Source organism: Nocardioides sp. T2.26MG-1 (assembly GCF_950101795.1).
Classification (GTDB): Bacteria; Actinomycetota; Actinomycetes; order Propionibacteriales; family Nocardioidaceae; genus Nocardioides.
This window is the reverse complement of record NZ_CATNLZ010000023.1, coordinates 268,287-288,813: the sequence shown is the minus strand read 5'-3', so window position 1 is coordinate 288,813 and position 20,527 is coordinate 268,287. Positions and strand designations below refer to the sequence as shown.

The 20,527-nt window shown below is 71.5% G+C and carries 23 protein-coding genes; 10 read left to right on the top strand and 13 right to left on the bottom strand.

From position 1 onward, the window contains the following. Positions 1 to 13 precede the first annotated feature (13 nt). From grpE to QQZ14_RS14175, 3 genes are all read right to left on the bottom strand, one after another. Positions 14 to 634, bottom strand: a complete 621-nt coding sequence (gene grpE / locus QQZ14_RS14185; protein ID WP_284534985.1) for a nucleotide exchange factor GrpE — start codon at positions 632 to 634, stop codon at positions 14 to 16. Next, positions 631 to 2,487 (bottom strand): molecular chaperone DnaK, encoded by a 1,857-nt coding sequence (gene dnaK / locus QQZ14_RS14180; RefSeq protein ID WP_284534984.1) that lies wholly within the window; start codon positions 2,485 to 2,487, stop codon positions 631 to 633. The genes grpE and dnaK overlap by 4 nt, the downstream gene beginning before the upstream one ends. A 163-nt stretch (positions 2,488 to 2,650) precedes the next feature. After that, a complete protein-coding gene (locus QQZ14_RS14175; RefSeq protein ID WP_284534983.1) occupies positions 2,651 to 3,532 on the bottom strand; it encodes a LysR family transcriptional regulator in 882 nt (293 codons plus the stop codon). A 77-nt stretch (positions 3,533 to 3,609) separates the two neighbouring features. Here QQZ14_RS14175 and QQZ14_RS14170 point away from each other — a divergent pair, with 77 nt between their 5' ends. Both QQZ14_RS14170 and QQZ14_RS14165 read left to right on the top strand, forming a co-directional pair. Continuing rightward, a complete protein-coding gene (locus QQZ14_RS14170; RefSeq protein ID WP_284534982.1) occupies positions 3,610 to 4,341 on the top strand; it encodes an aspartate/glutamate racemase family protein in 732 nt (243 codons plus the stop codon). Continuing rightward, positions 4,338 to 5,183, top strand: a complete 846-nt coding sequence (locus QQZ14_RS14165) for an aldo/keto reductase (protein ID WP_284534981.1) — start codon at positions 4,338 to 4,340, stop codon at positions 5,181 to 5,183. The genes QQZ14_RS14170 and QQZ14_RS14165 overlap by 4 nt, the downstream gene beginning before the upstream one ends. A gap of 112 nt (positions 5,184 to 5,295) precedes the next feature. Here QQZ14_RS14165 and QQZ14_RS14160 read toward each other — a convergent pair whose 3' ends face one another. Next, on the bottom strand, positions 5,296 to 5,805 hold the full coding sequence (locus tag QQZ14_RS14160; RefSeq protein WP_284534980.1) for a MarR family winged helix-turn-helix transcriptional regulator: 510 nt from the start codon (positions 5,803 to 5,805) through the stop codon (positions 5,296 to 5,298). Positions 5,806 to 5,845: 40 nt separating this feature from the next. Here QQZ14_RS14160 and QQZ14_RS14155 point away from each other — a divergent pair, with 40 nt between their 5' ends. After that, positions 5,846 to 6,805: an EamA family transporter gene (locus tag QQZ14_RS14155; protein WP_284534979.1), complete on the top strand. Its 960-nt coding sequence runs from the start codon at positions 5,846 to 5,848 to the stop codon at positions 6,803 to 6,805. Here the strand turns inward: QQZ14_RS14155 and QQZ14_RS14150 are convergent. The 3 genes from QQZ14_RS14150 to QQZ14_RS14140 form a co-directional block, all read right to left on the bottom strand. Further along, complete coding sequence (locus QQZ14_RS14150) at positions 6,724 to 7,302, bottom strand: hypothetical protein (RefSeq protein ID WP_284534978.1); 579 nt, start codon at positions 7,300 to 7,302, stop codon at positions 6,724 to 6,726. The genes QQZ14_RS14155 and QQZ14_RS14150 overlap by 82 nt on opposite strands. A gap of 71 nt (positions 7,303 to 7,373) precedes the next feature. Continuing rightward, complete coding sequence (locus tag QQZ14_RS14145; protein ID WP_284534977.1) at positions 7,374 to 7,859, bottom strand: nitroreductase family deazaflavin-dependent oxidoreductase; 486 nt, start codon at positions 7,857 to 7,859, stop codon at positions 7,374 to 7,376. Then, positions 7,856 to 8,281, bottom strand: coding sequence for a nuclear transport factor 2 family protein (locus QQZ14_RS14140; protein ID WP_284534976.1), 426 nt, complete (start codon positions 8,279 to 8,281; stop codon positions 7,856 to 7,858). The genes QQZ14_RS14145 and QQZ14_RS14140 overlap by 4 nt, the downstream gene beginning before the upstream one ends. Positions 8,282 to 8,327: 46 nt before the next feature. Between QQZ14_RS14140 and QQZ14_RS14135 the strand changes: the two genes are divergently transcribed. The 5 genes from QQZ14_RS14135 (at position 8,328) to QQZ14_RS14115 (ending at position 13,797) form a co-directional block, all read left to right on the top strand. Beyond that, positions 8,328 to 9,206, top strand: coding sequence for a TIGR03619 family F420-dependent LLM class oxidoreductase (locus QQZ14_RS14135; protein ID WP_284534975.1), 879 nt, complete (start codon positions 8,328 to 8,330; stop codon positions 9,204 to 9,206). Positions 9,207 to 9,318: 112 nt separating this feature from the next. Continuing rightward, positions 9,319 to 10,464, top strand: a complete 1,146-nt coding sequence (locus QQZ14_RS14130; RefSeq protein WP_284534974.1) for a hypothetical protein — start codon at positions 9,319 to 9,321, stop codon at positions 10,462 to 10,464. Next, on the top strand, positions 10,464 to 11,303 hold the full coding sequence (locus QQZ14_RS14125; protein ID WP_284534973.1) for an SDR family oxidoreductase: 840 nt from the start codon (positions 10,464 to 10,466) through the stop codon (positions 11,301 to 11,303). Before QQZ14_RS14130 ends, QQZ14_RS14125 begins: the two co-directional genes overlap by 1 nt. 154 nt (positions 11,304 to 11,457) lie before the next feature. Next, a complete protein-coding gene (locus tag QQZ14_RS14120) occupies positions 11,458 to 12,615 on the top strand; it encodes a sulfotransferase family protein (RefSeq protein ID WP_284534972.1) in 1,158 nt (385 codons plus the stop codon). A gap of 108 nt (positions 12,616 to 12,723) precedes the next feature. Then, a complete protein-coding gene (locus QQZ14_RS14115) occupies positions 12,724 to 13,797 on the top strand; it encodes an NAD(P)H-dependent amine dehydrogenase family protein (RefSeq protein WP_284534971.1) in 1,074 nt (357 codons plus the stop codon). Positions 13,798 to 13,885: 88 nt separating this feature from the next. Here QQZ14_RS14115 and QQZ14_RS14110 read toward each other — a convergent pair whose 3' ends face one another. Next, a complete protein-coding gene (locus tag QQZ14_RS14110) occupies positions 13,886 to 14,821 on the bottom strand; it encodes an AraC family transcriptional regulator (RefSeq protein ID WP_284534970.1) in 936 nt (311 codons plus the stop codon). A gap of 80 nt (positions 14,822 to 14,901) precedes the next feature. Here QQZ14_RS14110 and QQZ14_RS14105 point away from each other — a divergent pair, with 80 nt between their 5' ends. Beyond that, complete coding sequence (locus tag QQZ14_RS14105; protein ID WP_284534969.1) at positions 14,902 to 15,387, top strand: anthrone oxygenase family protein; 486 nt, start codon at positions 14,902 to 14,904, stop codon at positions 15,385 to 15,387. A gap of 80 nt (positions 15,388 to 15,467) precedes the next feature. Here QQZ14_RS14105 and QQZ14_RS14100 read toward each other — a convergent pair whose 3' ends face one another. Then, a complete protein-coding gene (locus tag QQZ14_RS14100) occupies positions 15,468 to 15,950 on the bottom strand; it encodes an RrF2 family transcriptional regulator (protein ID WP_284534968.1) in 483 nt (160 codons plus the stop codon). A gap of 91 nt (positions 15,951 to 16,041) precedes the next feature. On the opposite strand from QQZ14_RS14100, the gene QQZ14_RS14095 reads away from it, so the two are divergent. Next, entirely contained in the window at positions 16,042 to 16,767 is a 726-nt protein-coding gene (locus QQZ14_RS14095) for an SDR family oxidoreductase (protein ID WP_284534967.1), read from the top strand. Positions 16,768 to 16,773: 6 nt separating this feature from the next. On the opposite strand, the gene QQZ14_RS14090 is transcribed toward QQZ14_RS14095, so the two are convergent. The 4 genes from QQZ14_RS14090 to QQZ14_RS14075 all read right to left on the bottom strand — a co-directional run bounded on the left by QQZ14_RS14090 (position 16,774) and on the right by QQZ14_RS14075 (position 20,442). Beyond that, on the bottom strand, positions 16,774 to 17,628 hold the full coding sequence (locus QQZ14_RS14090) for a PASTA domain-containing protein (protein WP_284534966.1): 855 nt from the start codon (positions 17,626 to 17,628) through the stop codon (positions 16,774 to 16,776). Next, positions 17,610 to 18,137: a SigE family RNA polymerase sigma factor gene (locus tag QQZ14_RS14085; protein WP_284534965.1), complete on the bottom strand. Its 528-nt coding sequence runs from the start codon at positions 18,135 to 18,137 to the stop codon at positions 17,610 to 17,612. The genes QQZ14_RS14090 and QQZ14_RS14085 overlap by 19 nt, the downstream gene beginning before the upstream one ends. Before the next feature lie 109 nt (positions 18,138 to 18,246). Then, complete coding sequence (locus tag QQZ14_RS14080; RefSeq protein ID WP_284534964.1) at positions 18,247 to 19,635, bottom strand: cytochrome P450; 1,389 nt, start codon at positions 19,633 to 19,635, stop codon at positions 18,247 to 18,249. 54 nt (positions 19,636 to 19,689) lie between these two features. Then, positions 19,690 to 20,442: a ZIP family metal transporter gene (locus tag QQZ14_RS14075; RefSeq protein WP_284534963.1), complete on the bottom strand. Its 753-nt coding sequence runs from the start codon at positions 20,440 to 20,442 to the stop codon at positions 19,690 to 19,692. Positions 20,443 to 20,527 lie beyond the last annotated feature (85 nt).

Genomic DNA, 20,527 nt, shown 5'->3' with positions numbered 1-20,527 from the left:
GATATCGCTATTCCTACTCGGTCGGGCCGCTCGGCGGGTCGACCACGAGCACCTGCGCGGCGCGCACGACGCGGTCGCCCATCCGGTAGCCCGCCTTGGCGACCACCTTGCAGGTGGTCACCGTGACCTCGGGGTCCTCGCCGATGTGGGAGAGGGCCTCGTGCAGGCTGGGGTCGAACGGGTCGCCGGGCTCGCCGAACTTCGTCAGGCCCAGACCCGAGACCACGCGCTCGAGCTGGTCGGCGACGGCCTTGAAGCCGCCGTCGAGCTCGCTGTGCTCGCGGGCCCGGTCGATGGTGTCGAGCACCTCGATGATCGGGGTGAGCGCGACGTACGTCGCGTTCTGCCGGATCAGCTCGCGGTCGCGGTCGACGCGGCGCTTGTAGTTGAGGAACTCCGCCTGCAGCCGCTGCAGATCGGCCGTCAGCTCGCCGACCGCCCGCTGGGCGACCGAGAGGTCGTCCTCGACCTCCTGCTCGGCCTGCTCCTCGGCGGCCTCGGCCTCGGCCTCGGTCTCCGCACCCGTCCCCGCCCCAGGCGCGGCCGGCTGGGCGGCGGGAGGGGCGACCCCGGTCTCCTGGGGCCGCTCCTCCTCCACCTGCGTGCGCTGCTCGTCGTACGACGGCTCCGTCACTTGGACTCGCCCTCGTCAGCCGGACCCTCGTCGACGATCTCGGCGTCGACGACGTCGTCGTCGGCCTCGCCGGTCGCGCCGGCGGACCCGCCGGCCGCGGCCGCGTCGGCCTCGGCGGCGGCGTACATCGCGGCGCCCATCTTCTGGCTGGACTCCCCGAGCTTGGTGACCCCGGCGCGGATGTCGTCGGCGCTGGCGTCCTCCTTCTCGAGGGTGACCTTGAGCGCGTCGACGTCGGTGCGGACCTCGGTCTTGACGTCGTCGGGCAGCTTGTCGGCGTTGTCGTCGAGGAACTTCTCGGTCGTGTAGACCAGCTGCTCCGCCTGGTTGCGGGTCTCGACGGCCTCGCGACGCTTGGCGTCCTCCTCCGCGTACTGCTCCGCCTCACGGACCATCCGGTCGATCTCGTCCTTGCCGAGCGCCGAGCCGCCGGAGATCGTCATGGACTGCTCCTTGCCGGAGGCCTGGTCCTTGGCGGTCACGTGCACGATGCCGTTGGCGTCGATGTCGAAGGTGACCTCGATCTTCGGGATGCCCCGGGGTGCCGGCGGCAGGCCGGTGAGCTCGAAGTTGCCGAGCGGCTGGTTCTGCGCCCACATCGGGCGCTCGCCCTGGGCGACCTTGATCTCGACCGACGGCTGGTTGTCGTCGGCGGTCGTGAAGATCTCCGAGCGCTTGGTCGGGATCGTGGTGTTGCGCTCGATCAGCGTGGTCATCACGCCGCCCTTGGTCTCGATGCCCAGCGACAGCGGGGTGACGTCGAGCAGCAGCACATCCTTGACCTCGCCCTTGAGGACGCCGGCCTGGAGCGCGGCACCGACGGCCACGACCTCGTCGGGGTTGACGCCCTTGTTGGGCTCCTTGCCGCCGAGCAGCTCCTTGACGACCTCGGTCACCGCGGGCATGCGGGTCGAGCCGCCGACGAGCACCACGTGGTCGATGTCCTTGATCGCGACGCCGCCGTCCTTGAGCACGCTCTGGAACGGGCCCTTGGTGCGGTCGAGCAGGTCGGACGTCATCCGCTGGAACTCGCTGCGGGTGAGCTTCTCCTCGAAGTGCAGGGGGCCGGACTCGCCGTGGGTGATGTACGGCAGGTGGATCGTGGTCTCGGACGACGAGGACAGCTCGATCTTCGCCTTCTCGGCGGCCTCCTGGAGGCGCTGCTTGGCGATCTTGTCAGCCGCGAGGTCGACGCCGTTGTTGTCCTTGAACTTCTTGACCATCCACTCGACGACGCGCTGGTCCCAGTCGTCACCACCGAGGTGGTTGTCACCGGACGTGGCCTTGACCTCGACCACGCCCTCGCCGATCTCGAGGAGGGACACGTCGAACGTGCCGCCACCGAGGTCGAAGACGAGAATCGTCTGGTCGTCGCCCTTGTCGAGCCCGTACGCCAGCGCGGCGGCGGTCGGCTCGTTGACGATGCGCGAGACGTTGAGGCCCGCGATCTCGCCGGCCTCCTTGGTGGCCTGGCGCTGCGCGTCGGAGAAGTACGCCGGCACCGTGATGACCGCGTCGGTCACGGGCTCGCCGAGGTAGGCCTCGGCGTCGCGCTTGAGCTTCTGCAGGACGAACGCGCTGATCTGCTGCGGCGTGAAGTCCTTGTCGTCGATCTTGGTCTTCCAGTCGGTGCCCATGTGACGCTTGACCGACCGGATGGTCCGGTCGACGTTGGTCACGGCCTGCCGCTTGGCGACCTCGCCGACGAGCACCTCGCCGGACTTGGCGAACGCCACCACGGAGGGCGTGGTGCGGGCACCCTCGGCGTTGGCGATGACGGTGGGTTCTCCACCCTCCAGGACGGCCACGACGCTGTTCGTCGTGCCCAGGTCGATGCCGACCGCACGTGCCATTTCTGCTACCTCCGCTTGTGAGTCTCAGGTTGCGACCATCCTGCGCCGCTCTCGGCGAGTCTGGCAAATTAGTTGAGTCGGTTCAACTCAAGTTTCATCATCCGTTCCAACGCATGGTCTCCCAGCGGTGTTCCCGTTGACCCGCCCGAAACTTTCGGGCGGGTCAACGGGCGGCGTGCGCCAGCGCGGCGGCGACCGCGGCGGTGGCCGGGACCGCCAGTGCGCCGGGCCGGTGCACGATGCCGACCCGCCGCCGGCCGAGCTCGGGCAGCTCGTGGGTGCGGACGCCGGACGCCCGGTGGGCCGCGAGCGCGGAGGCCGGCAGCACGCTCACGCCGAGCCCGGCGGCCACGAGGTTCTGCACCACGACGTAGTCGTCGGTGACGTGCCGGATCGCCGGGGCGAAGCCGGCGGCCGTGCAGCAGTCGACCAGGTGGGCCCGGCAGCGCACGCACCCGCCGATCCACTCCGCGCCGGCCAGGTCGGCGAGCCCCGCGACCGGGGGCGCCTGCTCGGGCAGCACCAGGTGGACCGACTCCTCGAGCACCGGCTGCCACTCCAGGAGGCCGAGCCCCTCGGGCGGGCCGCCGTAGCCGAACACCAGCGCGAGGTCGGCGTCGCCGGCCAGCACGGCGGCCATCGCCTCCGGCGGCTCGGCCTCCTCGAGGCGCACCTCGAGGCCGGGCCGGTCGAGGGCCAGGACGCCCAGTGCGGACGGCACCAGGGTGGCCGCAGCGGAGGGGTGCGCCACGAGCCGGACCCGCCCGCCCCGCAGCTCGGCCAGGTCGGCGAGCTCCTCGCCCGCGGCGTGCAGCTCGGCCGCGACGACGTCGGCCCGGCGCAGGAGCGCCGTACCGGCCTCGGTCAGGCGGACGCCGGCGGCGCCGCGCAGCAGCAGCGCCCCGCCGACGTCGCGCTCCAGCCGCGCGAGGTGCTGGCTCACGGCGGGTTGGGTCCAGCCGAGGTCGCGGGCGGCGGCGCTGATCGAGCCGGCGCGGGCGACGGCCCGGAAGATCAGCACCCGGCGCGGGTCGAGAGGCTCCATCACCCAAGGATGACTTATGGGTCGTGCAACGAGAACAGGGATTCCTTGGAGATGGTCGCCGGCCGCACGCTGGAGACATGCAGACCATCGGCCTCATCGGGGGCATGTCCTGGCACTCCACGGAGGCCTACTACCGCCGGATCAACGAGCAGGTCGCCGCCCGCCGCGGCGGCCACGCGTCGGCCCGGATCGCGCTGCAGTCGCTGGACTTCGAGGACGTCCGCGACTGCCAGCTGCGCGAGGACTGGGCGGGCGCGGGCGAGCTGCTCGCCGACGCCGCCCGGCGCTGCGAGGCGGGCGGCGCGGGCCTGGTCGCGATCTGCACGAACCTCATGCACAAGGTGTTCCCGGCCGTCGAGGCCGCGGTCTCGGTGCCGGCCGTGCACATCGCCGACGCGGTCGCGGCGCTCGCCCAGCGCTCGGGGTGGACGACCCTCGGCCTGCTCGGGGCGTCGTGGGTCATGGAGGAGACGTTCTACGCCGACCGGCTGGCGCAGCGCGGGGTCGGCGTCGTCGTACCGTCCGCGGCCGACCGCGCGGAGGTCGACCGGGTGATCTTCGAGGAGCTCACCCAGGGCCGGCTCCTCGACTCCTCGCGCGAGCGGTACGTCGAGATCATGCGCGACCTGGCCGGCCGCGGCGCGGACGCGGTCGCACTCGCCTGCACCGAGATCGGCCTGCTCGTCGGCCCGGACCAGGCGCCGCTGCCGACGATCGACTCCACCACCGCCCACGCCGACCTGCTCGTCGACCTGGCACTGGCACCCGCGGGAATGGATCTCGCCGAGAGGAGTTCAATGCGGGTATGACCGTTCCCGCCATCACCCTGAACAACGGCACCACGATCCCCCAGCTCGGCTTCGGGGTCTTCCAGGTGCCGCCCGACCAGACCGCCGAGGTGACCGCGAAGGCACTGGAGGTGGGCTACCGGCACATCGACACCGCGCAGATGTACCGCAACGAGGCCGGCGTCGGCGAGGCGATCCGCTCCTCGGGCATCCCGCGCGAGGAGCTGTACATCACCAGCAAGCTCAACAACGGCTTCCACCGGCCCGACGACGCGCGCCGCGCGTTCGACGAGACGCTGACGAAGCTCGGGCTGGACCGGGTCGACCTGTTCCTCATCCACTGGCCGCTGCCGACGAGGTACGACGGCGACTACGTCTCCACCTGGCGCACGCTCACGGAGTTCGTCGACGACGGGCGCGCCACGTCGGTCGGGGTGTCCAACTTCCAGCCCGCGCACCTCGACCGGATCATCGAGGAGACCGGGGCGCTGCCCGCGGTCAACCAGATCGAGGTACACCCCTACTTCACCAACGAGGAGGCCCGCGCCGCGTCGTACCGGCACCAGGTCGTCGTCGAGTCCTGGTCGCCGATCGCCCAGGGCGGCGTCCTCGGCGACCCGGTCATCGGCGAGATCGCGGCCGCGCACGGCAAGACGCCGGCGCAGGTGACGCTGCGGTGGCACGTCGAGCGCGGGGACGTCGTGTTCCCGAAGTCGATGCGGGCGGAGCGGATGCGCGAGAACTTCGAGATCTTCGACTTCTCGCTCACCCCCGACGAGGTCGCCGCGATCAGCGGGCTCGACCAGGGCGAGGCCGGCCGCACCGGCCCCAACCCGGACGCGTTCGACTGGATCCCCAGCTGAGCTGCCCGAGCGGGTGGTTTCGAGACGGTTGCTAGCGCAACCTCCTCAACCACCGTGCCCCGGTGGTCGAGGAGGGCGTTCTGCGCCCGTCTCGAGGCCACCGGCGTGGCACTCAGGCGCCGAGGGTGCGGCCCCACTTCTCAAGGAGGCCGGCGAGGCGGGTGCGCTCGAGCTCGTCGAGCGAGGAGACGAGTCGCTGCTCGTTGGCCATGTGCGCCTCGAAGGCGCTGTCGATGAGATCGAGGCCGGCGGGGGTGAGCGCCACCACACGGCTGCGGGCGTCGCCCTCGCCGACCCGGCGGGTGACCCAGCCGTGCTCGACGCAGCGGTCGACGCGCTTGGTGACCGCGCCGGAGGAGACCATCGTCTGGGCGGCCAGGTCGCTGGGCGTCAGCTCGTACGGCGCGCCCGCGCGGCGCAGCGTGGCGAGCACGTCGAACTCCCCGTGGCCGAGGTCGAACTGGCTGTAGACCACCGCCAGCTCCTCGTTCAGGTGCGCGGCGAGCCGGTGCAGCCGGCCGATGATCCCCTGCGGGGAGACGTCCAGGTCGGGTCGCTCCACCCGCCACTGCGCCATGATCCGGCCGACGTGGTCGAGGTCCCGCTGATCCGGCGTCACCATGGACTGGAATATATCTGACACGGAAACTATTATCCTTTCCGTGGAAACTAGTTGGCGCACCCTCAGCCTCACCGCCCTCGCCCCGATCGCGTGGGGCTCGGGCTACTACGTGACCGAGGAGTTCCTCCCTCCGGACCGGCCGCTGTTCGGCGCGCTCGTGCGGGCGCTGCCGTTCGGCCTGCTGATGCTCGCGTTCCGGCCGCGGCTGCCCACCGGCATCTGGTGGTGGCGCACGCTGGTGCTGGGCACGCTCAACATCGGGGCGTTCTTCGTGCTGATCTTCATCGCGGCGTACCGGCTGCCCGGCGGCATGGCCGCGACGCTCACCGCGACCGCGCCGATCATGGTGATGCTGCTGGCCTGGGGCCTGATCCGGGAGCGGCCGCGGGCGCTGTCGCTGGCCGGCGCGGCGGTCGGCGCCACGGGCGTCGCTCTGCTCGTGCTGCGGGCCGGCTTCGTCGTCGACCCGATCGGCGTGGCCGCGTCGTTCGGCGCGGTCGCCCTCTCCTCGCTCGGCTTCGTGCTCGTCAAGCGCTGGACGCCGCCGGTGGACCTGCTGACGTTCACCGCCTGGCAGCTGGTGGCCGGCGGTCTGGTGCTGCTGCCCGTCGCGCTGATCGTCGAGGGCGCTCCCCCGCCGATGGACCTGCAGGCGGTCGGCGGGTTCCTCTACCTCGGGCTGGCCGGGACCGTGCTGGCGTACGTCGTGTGGTTCCGCGGGCTGGGCCGGCTGCCGGCCGCGGCCGTCTCGCTGGTGGGCCTGCTCAACCCGGTCGCCGGCACCGTCGTCGGGATCGCGCTCGCCGGCGAGATGTTCGGCCCCGCCCAGGCGCTCGGCATGCTGCTGGTGCTCACCGGCATCGCGGTCGGACAGCCGGCCGTCGCGGGCCGGCTGGTGGCCCGTCTGACGGCCCGTCGTCAGCCGATCGTGATCCTGACCTCGTTGGACTCCAGCCCGGTGTCGGTGTCGACCACGCGGAACCGGTTCGGGCCCGGATAGCTCGTCGCCACGGAGGTCTGGAACGTCTCGTCGCTCACCGACGCCGTGACCGGGAAGTCCTGCCACGACCCCGCCGTGAACCGCTGCACCTGCAGGATCGCGCCCTCGCCACCGGGATAGACGCCGGTCAGGCCGAACGGCTCCATCGGGCCGGCGGAGGTCACGGACGCGGAGAGCGTGATCTGCTTGCGCGGCTTCCGGGACTTCGTCGGGTCCTTCGTCGGCTGCGTGGCCTTCGAGGACGCGGACGGGCCGGGGGCCAGGGTGATCTCCGGCCCCGTGGCCGCGGGGGTCTTCACCGGGCGGGGCAGGTACATCGACCGCGCCGAGGTCGACCCGCCACTGTCGTCACCGCCACCGAGGCCGAGCACGTGCGTCCCGGCGAGCACCACGACGCCCATGATCAGGCCCACGGACACGGCGACCGCCACCAGCGCCACCAGGCCGATGACGATCGGGTGCCGCTCGTCAGGGCCTTCGGGCAGCTGCTCGGACACGCGTCATCTCCCCCGTCGGTCGGTTCGTCGTCCCTCCATTGTCGGTGCCCGGCCAAACCAGGCCAAACACGTCAGCGCGGCTCGAGGACCACGACGGGGATCTCACGGTCGGTCCAGGACGCATAGCTCGCAAAGTCGGCGTACAGCTCGACCAGCCGCGGCCAGAGCGCGGCCCGCTCCTCAGACGCCGCCGTGCGCGCCCGGACCGGCCGCACGCCCTCGCCGCGCAGCTCCACGGTCACCTCCGGTTGCGCGACCAGGTTGGGGTACCACTGCGGGTTCTTCGGGAGCCCGCCCTGCGACGCGACGATCACCAGGTCGCGGCCGTCCTCGAGGTAGAGCAGCGGGGTCGTGAACGTCCGTCCCGACGTGCGACCCACGTGGTTGAGCAGCAGCGTCGGGACCGGCTTGCGGAACCCCGCGCCGATCCGCCACTTCGACCCGATCCGGCCGTTGGTCAGCCGGAAGGCCCTGACCTGGGCGCGGGCGCCGTACTTGATGAGCTTCGCGGTCAGCGGGGAGTCGAGCCCCTGCGGCTTCCGCTTGGTCGTGCTCACAGGCCACGCTTCCAGATGATCTCCTCGTGGAGCTTGCGGCTGCGCCAACCGTCGGGGGTCCGCACCATGGAGTGATGGTAGAGACCGCCGAACTCCACGACCTTGGTGCCGCCGGCGCCGTCGTCTATGGGCATAGGGTTGTGGAAGTACGCCGTGACCGTCGCACTGTCCCCCTCGAGCCGGACGTCGACCTGCCCCAGGGAGTGCATCCGCTTCGGGAAGAACGCCGGCAGCACCTCCGCCAGCCACGGCTTCACCGCGGGGTAGGTGTCGGCCACGCCGCCGGACTCGGTGTAGTCGATCTCCGCGTCGGGGGTGAACACGGTGTCGAGCGCGTCCCAGTCGCCGGTGTCGATCGCGCGGGTGTAGCGGACGAGCACGCCCTCGATCTCGAGACGGTCGCTGATCTCCTGGAGGTCCACGGCCACACTCTGGCAGAAAACTGGAACACGTTCTACTCTGTGGCCCATGAGGTTCACCTATGCCGAGGCGATGACCCAGGCGACGTACTACGCGCCGCTCGCCCAGGCGGCCGAGCAGGCCGGCTACACGTCGATGACGGTCGCCGACAGCCTGATCTACCCCAAGGACTCCGACTCGAAGTACCCCTACACCGACACCGGGGACCGCGAGTTCCTCGAGGGCAAGGAGTTCATCGAGACGATGGTGCTGTGCGCGCATCTGTTCGCGCACACCACGACGCTGCGGCTCACGCCGTTCGTGCTCAAGCTGCCGATCCGCCCGCCGGTGCTGGTCGCCAAGCAGGCCTCCTCGCTGGCCTACCTCTCGGGCAACCGGCTCGGGCTCGGCGTCGGCATCTCGCCCTGGCCCGAGGACTTCGACGCGATGGGCGTGCCGTGGGAGCGGCGCGGCAAGCGGATGGACGAGTGCATGGACATCCTGCGCGGGCTGACCACCGGCGAGCACTTCGAGTACCACGGCGAGTTCTACGACGTCGACGCGCTCAAGCAGTGCCCCGGCGCGAGCGAGAGGATCCCGCTGCTGGTCGGCGGCCATGTCGACGCCGCGCTGCGCCGGGCCGTGCGCAAGGGTGACGGCTGGATGCACGCCGGCGGCGACGGCGAGGAGCTCGACCGGCTGCTCAAGCGGCTGGCGGAGATCCGCCAGGAGGAGGGCGACACTCGCGACGACTTCGAGGTGCACGTGATCTCGTACGACGCCTACGACCTCGACGGCATCAAGCGCCTGGAGGACAAGGGCGTCACCGACTGCATCGTCGGGTTCCGGGTGCCCTACATCAAGGGCCCCGACACCGAGCCGCTGGACAAGAAGATCGAGCACCTCGAGCGGTACGCCGAGCAGATCATCGCCAAGGTGGGCTCGTGAGCCGCCGGGGTTTCGAGGCTCGCTGCGCTCGCACCTCAACCGCCGGCGGCGACACGGTGGTTGAGGTGCGACGAGCGCTAGCGAGGAGCCCCGAAACCACCGAGGTGGACGCATGAGCGACCTCACCCGGCCCCTGCAGGACGCGATCGCCGAGGCGGAGAAGCTCATCGAGAGCGCGCCGTTCATCCGCACCGAGCTGGACCTGCTGGAGGGCTACGACTACCTCGCAGGACGGATCCGGATGGCCCTGCAGATGGCTTTCGACCACGACCTCGACCGGCCGCTGTTCATCAACCCCACGCACCAGTTCTCCCGGCAGGGCCTGGACAACCCGGACGCGATCTACTTCAACGCCTACCTCAAGGAGGGCGTCGAGTACGTCGTGCGCGGCGTCCGCGGCACTACCGCCGACCTGTCCTTCCAGGTGATGGCGGGGTCCTACGGACCCGGAGAGGTGCCCTTCGATTACGCAGCGTTCGACGACCGCGAGCTCGACATCGCCGAGGACGGGTCGTTCGAGTTCACCTACGTCGCCGAGCCCGGCGCCAAGACGATGATCGTGCGCGAGGTCTACAACGACTGGGACACCGAGGAGCGCGGCCGGCTCTGGATCGAGCGCACCGACACCGTCGGCCTTCCGGCCGCCCCGCTCACCCAGGCCCGGTTGGAGCGCAAGTACGAGGTCGCGGCCAAGCTGCTGACCGGGTCGATCCAGACCTGGCTGGCGTTTCCGCAGTTCTTCGAACGCAAGGAGCCGGCGAACCAGCCGACCGCGCCGCAGTCGACTCCGGGCGGCCTGTCCTCGCAGCGTTCCTCGATCGGCCACTACGACCTCGCCGACGACGAGGCGCTGATCGTCACGGTGCCCGAGTGCACCGACTGCGCCTACCAGGCGATCCAGATCGGCTCCGACTGGTACGTCTCCACCGACTACGAGACCCACCAGACCTCGCTCACCAAGGCCCAGGCGGTCACCGACCCCGACGGCCTGATGCGGTTCGTGATCTCCGAGACGCCGCCCGGCGGCGCCCCGATCGCGAACTGGCTCGAGACCACCGGCCACCGCACCGGCTCGATCATGCTGCGCTGGCAGCGCCTCGAGCGCGACCTCGGCCCGGAGGACGGCCCGGTCGTCGAGGTCGTCAAGACCGCCGACGTACCGAGCCGACTGCCGCACTTCACCCCCCTCACCACCGAGCAGTACGCCGAGCGGATCGCCGCCCGGCAGCGCTCCGTCGCCCGAAGGATGCTGAGCTGATGACCGACCTTGGCTACGCACAGGCCCACGACACCTCGATCGAGGACCGCTACGAGCCGGTCCCGCTGCTGCGGGGCAAGGTCATCGTGATCTCCGGGATCGGCCCCGGCCTGGGGCGGGCGCTGGCCGAGGAGGCCGCGAAGATGGGCGCCGACCTGGTGATCGCCAGCCGCACCGAGTCGCGGCTGCTCGAGCTGCAGGCCGAGCTGGAGGGGTACGGCGGCAAGGTCGTGAGCGTGGTCGCGGACGTCACCGACGAGGACTCGCGGGTCAGCCTGCGCGACAAGGCGCTCGAGGCGTTCGGCCGCGTCGACTGTGTCATCAACAACGCGTTCACGATCCCGCCCATGGATCCGATCACCCAGATCGAGCCGCGCAAGCTCGCGAAGGTCAACGAGACCAACGTGTTCGCGCCGCTGCGGCTCTCGGCGCTGTTCGCCGACGCGCTCGCGGAGAGCAAGGGCTCGATCATCATGCTGAACTCGTGCGTGGTGTTCAGCTCCCAGCCGGAGTACGCCGGCTACAAGCTCTCCAAGGGGACGCTGGAGCACCTCGCCTCGTCGCTCGCCACCGAGCTCGGGCCGCGCGGGATCCGCGTCAACAGCGTGGCGCCGTCGTACATCTACGAGGACGTCAACCGCGGCTACTTCGACTTCCTCGCCGCGGTCGAGGGCACGACGCATGAGCAGGTGTACGCCGCCAAGGCCGCGCCCACCGACCTCAAGCGGCTCGCCTCGCCGCAGGAGGTGGCGCGCGCGGCGCTCTTCCTCGCCTCCGACCTGGCCTCCGCCGTCACCGGGCAGATGCTCACCGTCGACTGCGGCGAGTTCCACGACTAGCGGTGGTTGAGGTGCTCCGGAGCGAGGTACGAGCGCAGGAGCCTCGAAGCCCCCGCAGCTCGAGAGGCAGCCTCGATCGAGGCCGCCTCTCGGCTCACCGGGTTTCGAGGCTCGGGCCTAGCGGCCCTCGCACCTCAACCAGCGGGAGAGAACGATGAGCGACAACATCATGACCCGGGAGCGGGCGGACGTCGGGTCCTACGAGGACATCGCGGCCGCGGCGATGCGGACGACGGGGATGTCGGACTTCGGGGGCACCCCCCACGAGACGGGGCTGCGGGTCCTCACCGAGGACCTCGCCTCGCCGGAGGCCGGGCTCACCCCGCGGGGCAACTACTTCCAGCGCTCCGAGGTGAAGTCGGCGCTGGTCGGCGTGCTGCTCACCCAGGCGCAGTTCACCGCCCACCCGGAGCACCGCGAGGTCCACATCGAGCGGCCGGTCTTCGTGATGGGCCTGCCGCGCACCGGCACCACCGCGCTGCACCGGCTGCTGCACGCCGACCCGATGGCGCAGGGTCTGGAGATGTGGCTGACGCAGTACCCCCAGCCGCGGCCACCGCGGGAGACGTGGGAGTCCGACCCGATCTTCCAGGCGATGCAGCAGGCGTTCTCGGCGCACCACGTGGAGAGCCCGGAGTTCATGGGCATCCACTACATGGATGCCACCACCGTCGAGGAGTGCTGGCGGCTGCTGCGCCAGACCGGCAAGTCCAACTCGTACGAGTCGCTGGCGAACGTGCCGCGCTACTCCGCGTGGCTGCAGCAGCAGGACTGGACGGACGCCTACGCCCGGCACAAGCAGAACCTCCAGCTGGTCGGCCTCAACGACCCCGAGAAGCGCTGGGTGCTCAAGAACCCCTCCCACCTGACCGCCCTCGACGCGCTGATGAGCGTCTACCCGGACGCGCTGATCGTCTACACCCACCGCGACCCGGTCACCTGCCTCGCGTCGTCGTGCTCGCTCTCGGCCGAGACGACCGCGGGGCACAGCACGACGTACGTCGGGCGCACGATCGGGGAGACCCAGCTCGACCTGTGGTCGCGGGCGTTCCATGCCTTCCACGACGCGCGGCCGGCGTACGACCAGGCGCAGTTCGCCGATGTCGCGTTCGGCGACCTCGTGGCGGACCCGCTCGGGGTGACTAGGCGGATCTACGAGCAGTTCGGGCTCGACTGGACCCCGGAGGTGCAGGCGGCACTCGAGGCGATCGACCAGGAGTCCAAGCAGGGCAACGCCAAGCCCTCGCACAGCTACACCCTCGAGGACTACGGCCTGACCGAGGACCGGGTCCGCGCAGCGTTCGACCGGTGACGGTGGCGGTGGCGGTGGCGGTTCGGCGTAACTCAACCACCGGCGCGGTGGTTGAGGTGCGAGGGCCGCTCTGCCCGAGCCTCGAAACCACCCCGACAAGGAGACAGCATGAGGAAGCGCGTCGTCGTCTGGGGCACCGGGGTCGTGGGGTCGATGGTGATCGCGGAGATCGTCCGACACCCGGTGTTCGAGCTCGTCGGAGTCGGCGTGACCCGCTCGACGCGGGCCGGGAAGGACGTGGCCGAGCTCTGCGGGCTGTCGGAGCCCATCGGCATCGTCGCGACCACCGACGTCGAGGAGCTGATCGCACTGCGCCCTGACGCGCTCGTGCACTACGGCCCGACCGCGCAGCACGCGGACGAGAACATCCGGGTGATCTCGGCTTTCCTGTGCGCGGGCATCGACGTGTGCTCGACCGCGATGACGCCCTGGGTCTGGCCGGAGATGACCCAGAACCCGCCGAGCTGGATCGAGCCGATCACCGAGGCCAGCCTCGACGGTGGCGCGTCCTGCTTCACCACCGGCATCGACCCGGGCTTCGCCAACGATCTGTTCCCGCTGACGCTGATGGGCCTGTGCGGGGAGGTGCGGTCGGTGCGCGCGAGCGAGCTGCTCGACTACACCGACTACGAGGGCGACTACGAGGACGAGATGGGCATCGGCCGCCCGCCGTCGTACACGCCCCTGCTGCAGATCCCCGACCTGCTGATCATGGCGTGGGGCGCGACGGTGCCGATGATCGCGCACGCCGCCGGCATCGAGCTCGAGGAGATCACGACCACCTGGGAGAAGTGGGTGACGCCCACCGACCGCATGACCGCCAAGGGCGTCGTCGAGGCCGGCAACGTCGCCGCGATCCGGTTCACGATCAACGGCGTGTACGACGGGCGCGAGGTGATCACGCTCGAGCACGTCAACCGGATCGGCCCGGACGCGGCGCCCGAGTGGCCGGCCGGCTCGGCCGACGACGTCTACCGCGTGGACATCGACGGCTCACCCTCGATCAGCCAGGAGACCGCGTTCCGGTTCACCGACGGCAGCGGCCGCGCCCCGGCCATCGCGGGCTGCCTGGCCACCGGGCTGCGGGCGCTCAACGCCGTACCCGCGGTCAACGACCTGCCGCCCGGCTGGATCACCGCGCTCGACCTGCCGATGATCCCGGGGGTGGGCACGATCCGCTGAGCGACCGTCTTCCGTCGAGACACCTGAAGTGGCGGTGATCTGGGCCGGGAGCCAACCACTTCTGGTGTCTCGACGGCAGACCAGGGACCTACGCCGGCTCCGCCCGGTGCTCGCGCGGGCTCACGCCGTAGAGGCGCTTGAAGGCCGCGCTGAGGGCGAACGGCGTGGAGTAGCCGACCCGGCGCGCGACCGCGGCCAGGGTTACATCGGGCTCGCGCAGCAGGTCGGCGGCGAGCGCGAGCCGCCAGCCGGTGAGGAACGCCATCGGGGGCTCGCCCACCACGTCGGCGAAGCGCCGGGCGAACGCGGCCCGGGAGACGCCGCCGGCGGTGGCCAGCTCGGCCACGGACCACGGGTGCTCGGGATGGTGCTGGAGCAGCCGGAGGGCGGGCCCGACGACCGGGTCGGACTGCCCGGCGTACCAGGCCGGCGGGTCGGCCTCGGGCCGCGCGAACCAGGCCCGGAGCACCGCGATGAGGAGCAGGTCGAGCAGCCGGTCGAGCACCGCCTGCTGGCCCGGCTCGTCCCGGCCGATCTCGTGCGCGAGCAGCGGGAGCAGCGGGGAGTCCAGGTCGGCCTCCCCGAGCACCACGAAGCGGGGCAGCGCGCGCAGCAGCCGGCGGCTGACCTCGCCCTCGAGCAGGTAGGCGCCGGTGAGCAGCACGGCCTCGCCCGTGGAGCTGTTGCCCCAGCTGCGCACCCCCTGGTGCATCTCCTCCTCGAGGGATCGTCCCTCGGGCGTCGTGCAGTGCTGACCCGGGTGGATCACCGCCTGCACCGGAGTGTCGACCTCGTCCGCGATCGTCCACGGCTCGGGCCCGGTCGCGACCAGGAGGTCCCCGGCGCCGACGTGGAACGGCGCCGCGTCGTCGGGGACGACCCACATCCCGCCGCGCACGACCGCGGTGAGTGACAGCGGCGCCTCGTCCTGGAGCCGGACCGACCAGGGCGGGTCCATCAGGCAGCGGAGCAGGAACGCACCGCGGGCGCGGGGACCGTCCAGCAGGGCCGCGAGTCCGTCCATGGCGAGATCGTAGACGCTGGCGTATGGAACCGCGACGTACGGCGATGGATCGTCTCGTCGTTGTGCGGTGTGCTCGTCCCATGAACGAGATCCTCGAGACCCTCCGGGCGCCGGCGCTGCTCACCGCGACCGTCGCCGCGGGGCTGCAGGCCGGCACGTACTACACCTGGGCGTCCGGCGTGATGCCCGGCCTCGCACGGACGGACGACCGCACGTTCGTCCACACGATGCAGCAGATGAACATCGCGATCGTGAACCCGGTCTTCATGGCCACGTTCCTCGGCGCACCGCTGCTCGCGGGCGCGGCAGTACTCACCAGCAGCAGTACCGCCCGGCCGTGGGTGATCGCCGGTTTGGCGCTGGCGATCGGCACCGTCGCGATCACGGCCGGCGGCAACATCCCGCTCAACAACGCGCTGGACGCCGCCGGCGCGGTCGACCGGATCACCGACCTGGCCGGCGTACGCGCGGACTTCGAGGACGCCTGGGTGCGCTGGAACGTCGCGCGGGCGGTCACCTCGACCGCGTCACTGGCCTGTCTGGCCTGGGCGGCCTGGCGCTCCTAGGCCGACCCGGGACCGTCGAGACACCAGGAATGGCTGAGGATCCCGCATCGGGACAGCCATTCTGGGTGTCTCGACGGCGATCAGGCCGGCGTGCCGGCCAGCCAGCCGCGGAGCGCGACGAACGTCTGCGGGCCGGTGTCGGCGGTGACGCCGGCGGCGAGGTCGGCGATGGTGACGCCGGCCAGGGAGTCGCGCCACGCCTGCTCGGCGGCCCACATGGCGCGGGCGATGCCGCAGGCCTTCCGGCAGTTGCGCGGACTGGCCGGGAGCGGACCGTTCTGGCGGATCTCGGTGCACTGGAACGCCGTGTCGCTGCCCTCGATCGCGACCACGACGTCGAGCAGGGCGATGTCCGCGGCCGGGCGCGTGAGCCGGTAGCCGCCGACCCGACCCTCCGTGGACGCGACGAGTCCGGCGCGGGCCAGCTGCTGGAGGTGCTTGGCGAGGTAGGTGCGCGAGACCCCGTGGAACTCCGCGAGGCGGGTCGCGGGCACCGGGCCCTCAGCCTGACTGAGCACCACGCAGCAGTGCACGGCCCACTCGACCCCCGCTGACATCCTCATGGGCCCATGGTAGGCGAAACCTGGATGACAAGTGTCCGAGTTCATGGCTAGCATCGCGGACAACAACTATCCGAGTAACCAGGAGTGCGTCATGAAGATCGCCGTCGCCGGAGCCACCGGACTGATCGGAGCCCAGCTCACCGCCCTCGCCCGCAAGGAGGGGCACGACGTCGTCGAGATCGCCCGGTCGACCGGGTTCGACCTGCTCGCCCCCGACGGCCTCGAGGAGGCGCTGGCGGGCGCCGAGGCCGTCGTCGACGTGACCTCGAGCATCGGCCTGCAGGACGCGGCGCCGTACTTCACCACCGTCGCGCGCAACCTCGGCCGCGCCGCGACGGCCGCGGGGGTACGCCGGAGCGTGGTGCTCTCGATCGTCGGCGTCGACCAAAGCCCCGACTACGACTACTACGCCGCCAAGCTCGCGCACGAGCAGGCCACCCGCGAGGCCGCGCCGGGGGCGGTGGTGCTGCGGGCGACCCAGTTCCACGAGTTCCCCGGTCAGATGCTCCGGTGGAACACCCAGGACGGCGTCGCGCGGATCATCGACGTGCCCAGTCAGCCGGTGGACTCGGCCGAGGTGGCGCGCCTGCTGCTCGACCTCGCGACCGGCGAGGTGACCGCCGACCAGGACCTCGCCGGGCCGCAGGTCGAGCGGCTGGTCGACCAGGTGCGCCGGTTGGTCGAGCACACCGGCTCGGACGTCACCGTGGAGGCCGTCGATGCACCGCCGAGCATGGCCGGCGGCTCGATGCTGCCCGGGCCCGGCGCCCTGCTGCGCGGGCCAGCGTGGGGGACCTGGCTCGCGCAGCAGGGCTGAGGGGGGTCAGCGGGCGACGACCACCCGGACGGTGTCGCCGGGTGAGACCACCGACCCGACACCGGGAGTCACGTCCAGCACGGTGCCGGCGTCGAACCCCTTGCCGTTCCTCTCGCTGACCTGGGTGCGGAGGCCGAGATCCGCCAGCCTGGCGGCGTACTCCTCCACCATGGGATCGCCCCCGCGCCGGAAGGCGAGGTCCTGGAACGCGGGCACGGTGGTGTGCTCGCGCAGCACGGTGAGGCTGTCGAGGATCCCGTCGACGACATCGGCACCATCCGCCGAGGACGACTCGGCCACGAACATCACGTTGCGTCCGGAGACCAGGACGCTCTGGATGACCCTGCCGTCCTCGTCGGTGATCTGGGATCGCAGCGCAGGCTCGCCCGCCACGTCAACGTGCTCCCAGTCCTGGGTGTCTCCGGCGGCGGAACCGGTGAGGACGGTCAGGCTGTCGACGTCCGCGGGTCGCGGGACCAGCGCCATACAGGTCACGCCCTGGTCGATGACGACCGTGTCCTCGACCGGGGTTCCGCAGTCGGTCCTGTTCGTCCCCCAGCTCTCGGGTACGGCGGCCACCACGTCCCCGGCGCCGACGTAGCGGTAGCCGTCCGGCGGGGAGTCGGGGTCGGCAGGCCCGTCGGAGGCGACCGATGTCTGGGCGTCGGAGCCGGAGCCCCAGCCACCCGGCCACGCGACGCCCACGCCGATGGCGGCGACCGCCGCGGCCGCGGCCACGACGGCCATCCGGCCCTGCCGCTGACGCCGGGCCCGGGTGCGCATCAGCGCCAGCGGCGGCGGGCCGACCGGCACCTCGGCGGCGTGCTCCTCGAGACGGTCGATCAGCTGCTGGGCGTCCATGGCTCCTCCACGTTGGTCAGGTTCGGGTCGGCGCCGAGCGCGGTGAGCGCCCGGGAGAGCCGGCTCTTGACGGTGCCGGGCGCGACGCCCAGCACGGCGGACATCTGCGCCTCGCTGAGGTCGAGGTAGTAGCGCAGCACCACGGCGATCCGCTGGTCCTCGACCAGCCCGGCCAGGGCGCGGTCGACGCCGATCTGGTCGATCACCGCGAGGCTGCCGTCGACCTCGTCCCGGTCGGGCACCCGCTCGGTCGCCACTTCGCCCCTCCACCTCCGGCGCCGGTGGTCGACGAACGTGTTGACCACGATCCGGTGCACGTAGGCGTCGCGGTCACCGGCGCGACTGACCCGCGACCACTTCACCAGGCACCGGGTCAGCGCCGACTGGACCACGTCCTCGGCCTCGTGCGGCTCGCACCCGAGCAGCACCGCCGCCCGCACCAGTCGTGGCCAGCGCGCCGCGACGTACTCCCCGAACTCGTCGGACTGCTCGGACTCGTCCCGTGCCATCGGCACCTCCTCACCCCTCCGACGGGTGAGGGTCGTGGATCGGTTCCGCTGGCGGCCGCGGGTCTCGTCGGCGTGAGGGACGTCGCGCCGGCCGACCACCGGCCGCGGCCTACCGAGCCGTGACGCGGATCCGGGCGCCGCGGCGGGGCACGCTGGTGATGTTGCGGACCTTCGGCTCGTCGCTGCCGAGCGCGGTGACGTCGTACGCCGTGAACACCTCGCGCAGCACGGCCACGCCCTCCATCAGCGAGAACCCGGCGCCGATGCAGCGGCGTACGCCGCCCCCGAACGGGATCCAGGTGTTCGGCGGCGGGTTGTGGCCGAGGAACCGGTCGGGCCGGAACACCTCGGGATCCGGGTGGTTGTCCTCGCGCTGGTGGGCGATGATGATCGACGGCCCGACCGTGGTGCCCTTCGGGAGGTCCCAGCCGGCGATCGTGGCCGGCTCCATCAGCGTGCGGACCACCATCGGGATGATCGGGTGCAGCCGCATCGACTCCTTCAGCACCGCCTCGAGGAGGTCGTCGTCGCCCTCGGCCGCCGCACGCTGGCAGCGGGCCAGCAGCTCCGGGTCACGACCGGTCTCGTAGAGCGCCCAGGCGAGCGCGGAGGCGGTGGTCTCGTGGCCGGCGAGCAGCAGCGTGACCAGCTGGTCGCGCAGCTCGGTGTCTTTGAGCCGGTCGCCGGGCCGGTCCCCCTCCTCACCCTGGAGGATCAGCCGGGAGAGCACGTCGGTGCGCTCGGCGAGGTCGGAGGCGGTACGCCGCTCGCGGATCTCGGCGTACATCAGCTCGTCGAGCTCGCGTTGGTTGTCGACGGTCGCCTTCCACGGCCCGACCTTCTGCAGCCACGGGTAGCCCCAGCCGAGCAGGATCGCCGGGCTGATGTTCACGGTCTTGTTGACCCGGGGGCGCAGCTCGGCCAGGCGCCGCTCGTCGGTGACGCCGAAGACCACGCGGAGGATCACCTCGAGGGTGAGGGAGTTCATCCGGTCGAGCGCCCGGAACTCCTGGCCGTCGCGCCAGCCGTCGATCTCGGCGCGGGCGACCTCGGTGACCAGGGACTCGTACTCCCGCAGTGCGTGCCCGTTGAACGCCGGCATCAGCAGCTTGCGGGCCCGCTTGTGCTCCCCGCCGTCCTGGAGCAGCAGCGAGTGCTCGCCCATGATCGGCCCGAGGATGCCGTTGGCCTTGCCGGCGTGGAAGATCTCCGGGTCGCCCGCGAAGATCTCCTTCGCGTGCTCGGGCCGGGTGAAGAACACCAGCGGCCTGCCGCCCGGCGCGAGCCGGACCGTGAAGACGTCGCCGTACTTGCGGCGCATGTAGGGATGGAAGCGGTGCCGGAACCGCAGCAGCCCGGCGGTCTGCACCAGCACCGGCCACCGCGGGCCGGGCGGGAGGCCGGTCCGGTCGACCGGCGGGAGCTTGCCTTGGTTGCCCGGGCTCATCCGCCGCATCCGCTCGGCGGTCAGCCCACTCACGTCGTCCAGCGTCGCCATGGATCGATGCTAGGCGGGTCTCGGTGAATTGAATAGTCGTCAATAACGGCGGCGTCAGCCGGCGCGCTCGACCACGAACGAGGTCAGGAAGCCGAGCGTGGCGATCAGCCCGGTGGCCAGGTGGGCGCGCTCGAACGCCTCCGGGATCATCGTGTCCGCGACCATCGCGAGGATCGCGCCGGCCGCGAGTGCGGTGATCGCCGCGACCGTCTCCCCGGGCGCACCCTGCAGCGCGAGGACGCCGAGCGCGCCGGCCACGCCGCTGGCCACGGCGATGCCGGACCACACGCCGAACACGTAGCGGGCGCTGCGGCCGCTGCGCTTCATGCCGGCGGAGCTCGACAGCCCCTCGGGCAGGTTGGAGATGAAGATCGCGGCGAGCACGGGTACGCCGACGCCACCGCCGCCCAGCAGCGAGAGCCCGAGCACCACCGACTCCGGCACACCGTCGAGCAGCGCGCCGACCGCGATCGCCGTACCGCTGCCGGCCTGCTCCTCCTCCGAGGGCTGCTCGTCGCCGGCGCGCTTGCGGTGCCGCGCGCCGCGGCGGGCGAGCACGGCGTTGGCCGCGACGTACAGGACCGCGCCCACGAGGAAGCCGCCCGCAGTGGCCGTCAGCCCTCCGGTGTGCTCGGCCTCGTCCATCAGGTCGAACGCCAGCGCGGAGATCAGCACCCCGGCGCCGAACGCCATCACGCCCGCGACCACGATCCGCGGCACCCGCACCGACCACGCGACGGCCGCCCCGACCACCAGCGCGGCCCCGGCCAGCAGGCCCCACAGCCCCGCCTCGATCCAGATCGGCACCGGTTCACGGTACCCACGCCCGCCGCTTGTAACGCTCCTTCATGTCCTCCGGCTCAGGCGTGAGGGACCGGGCCCGAGGGGCAAT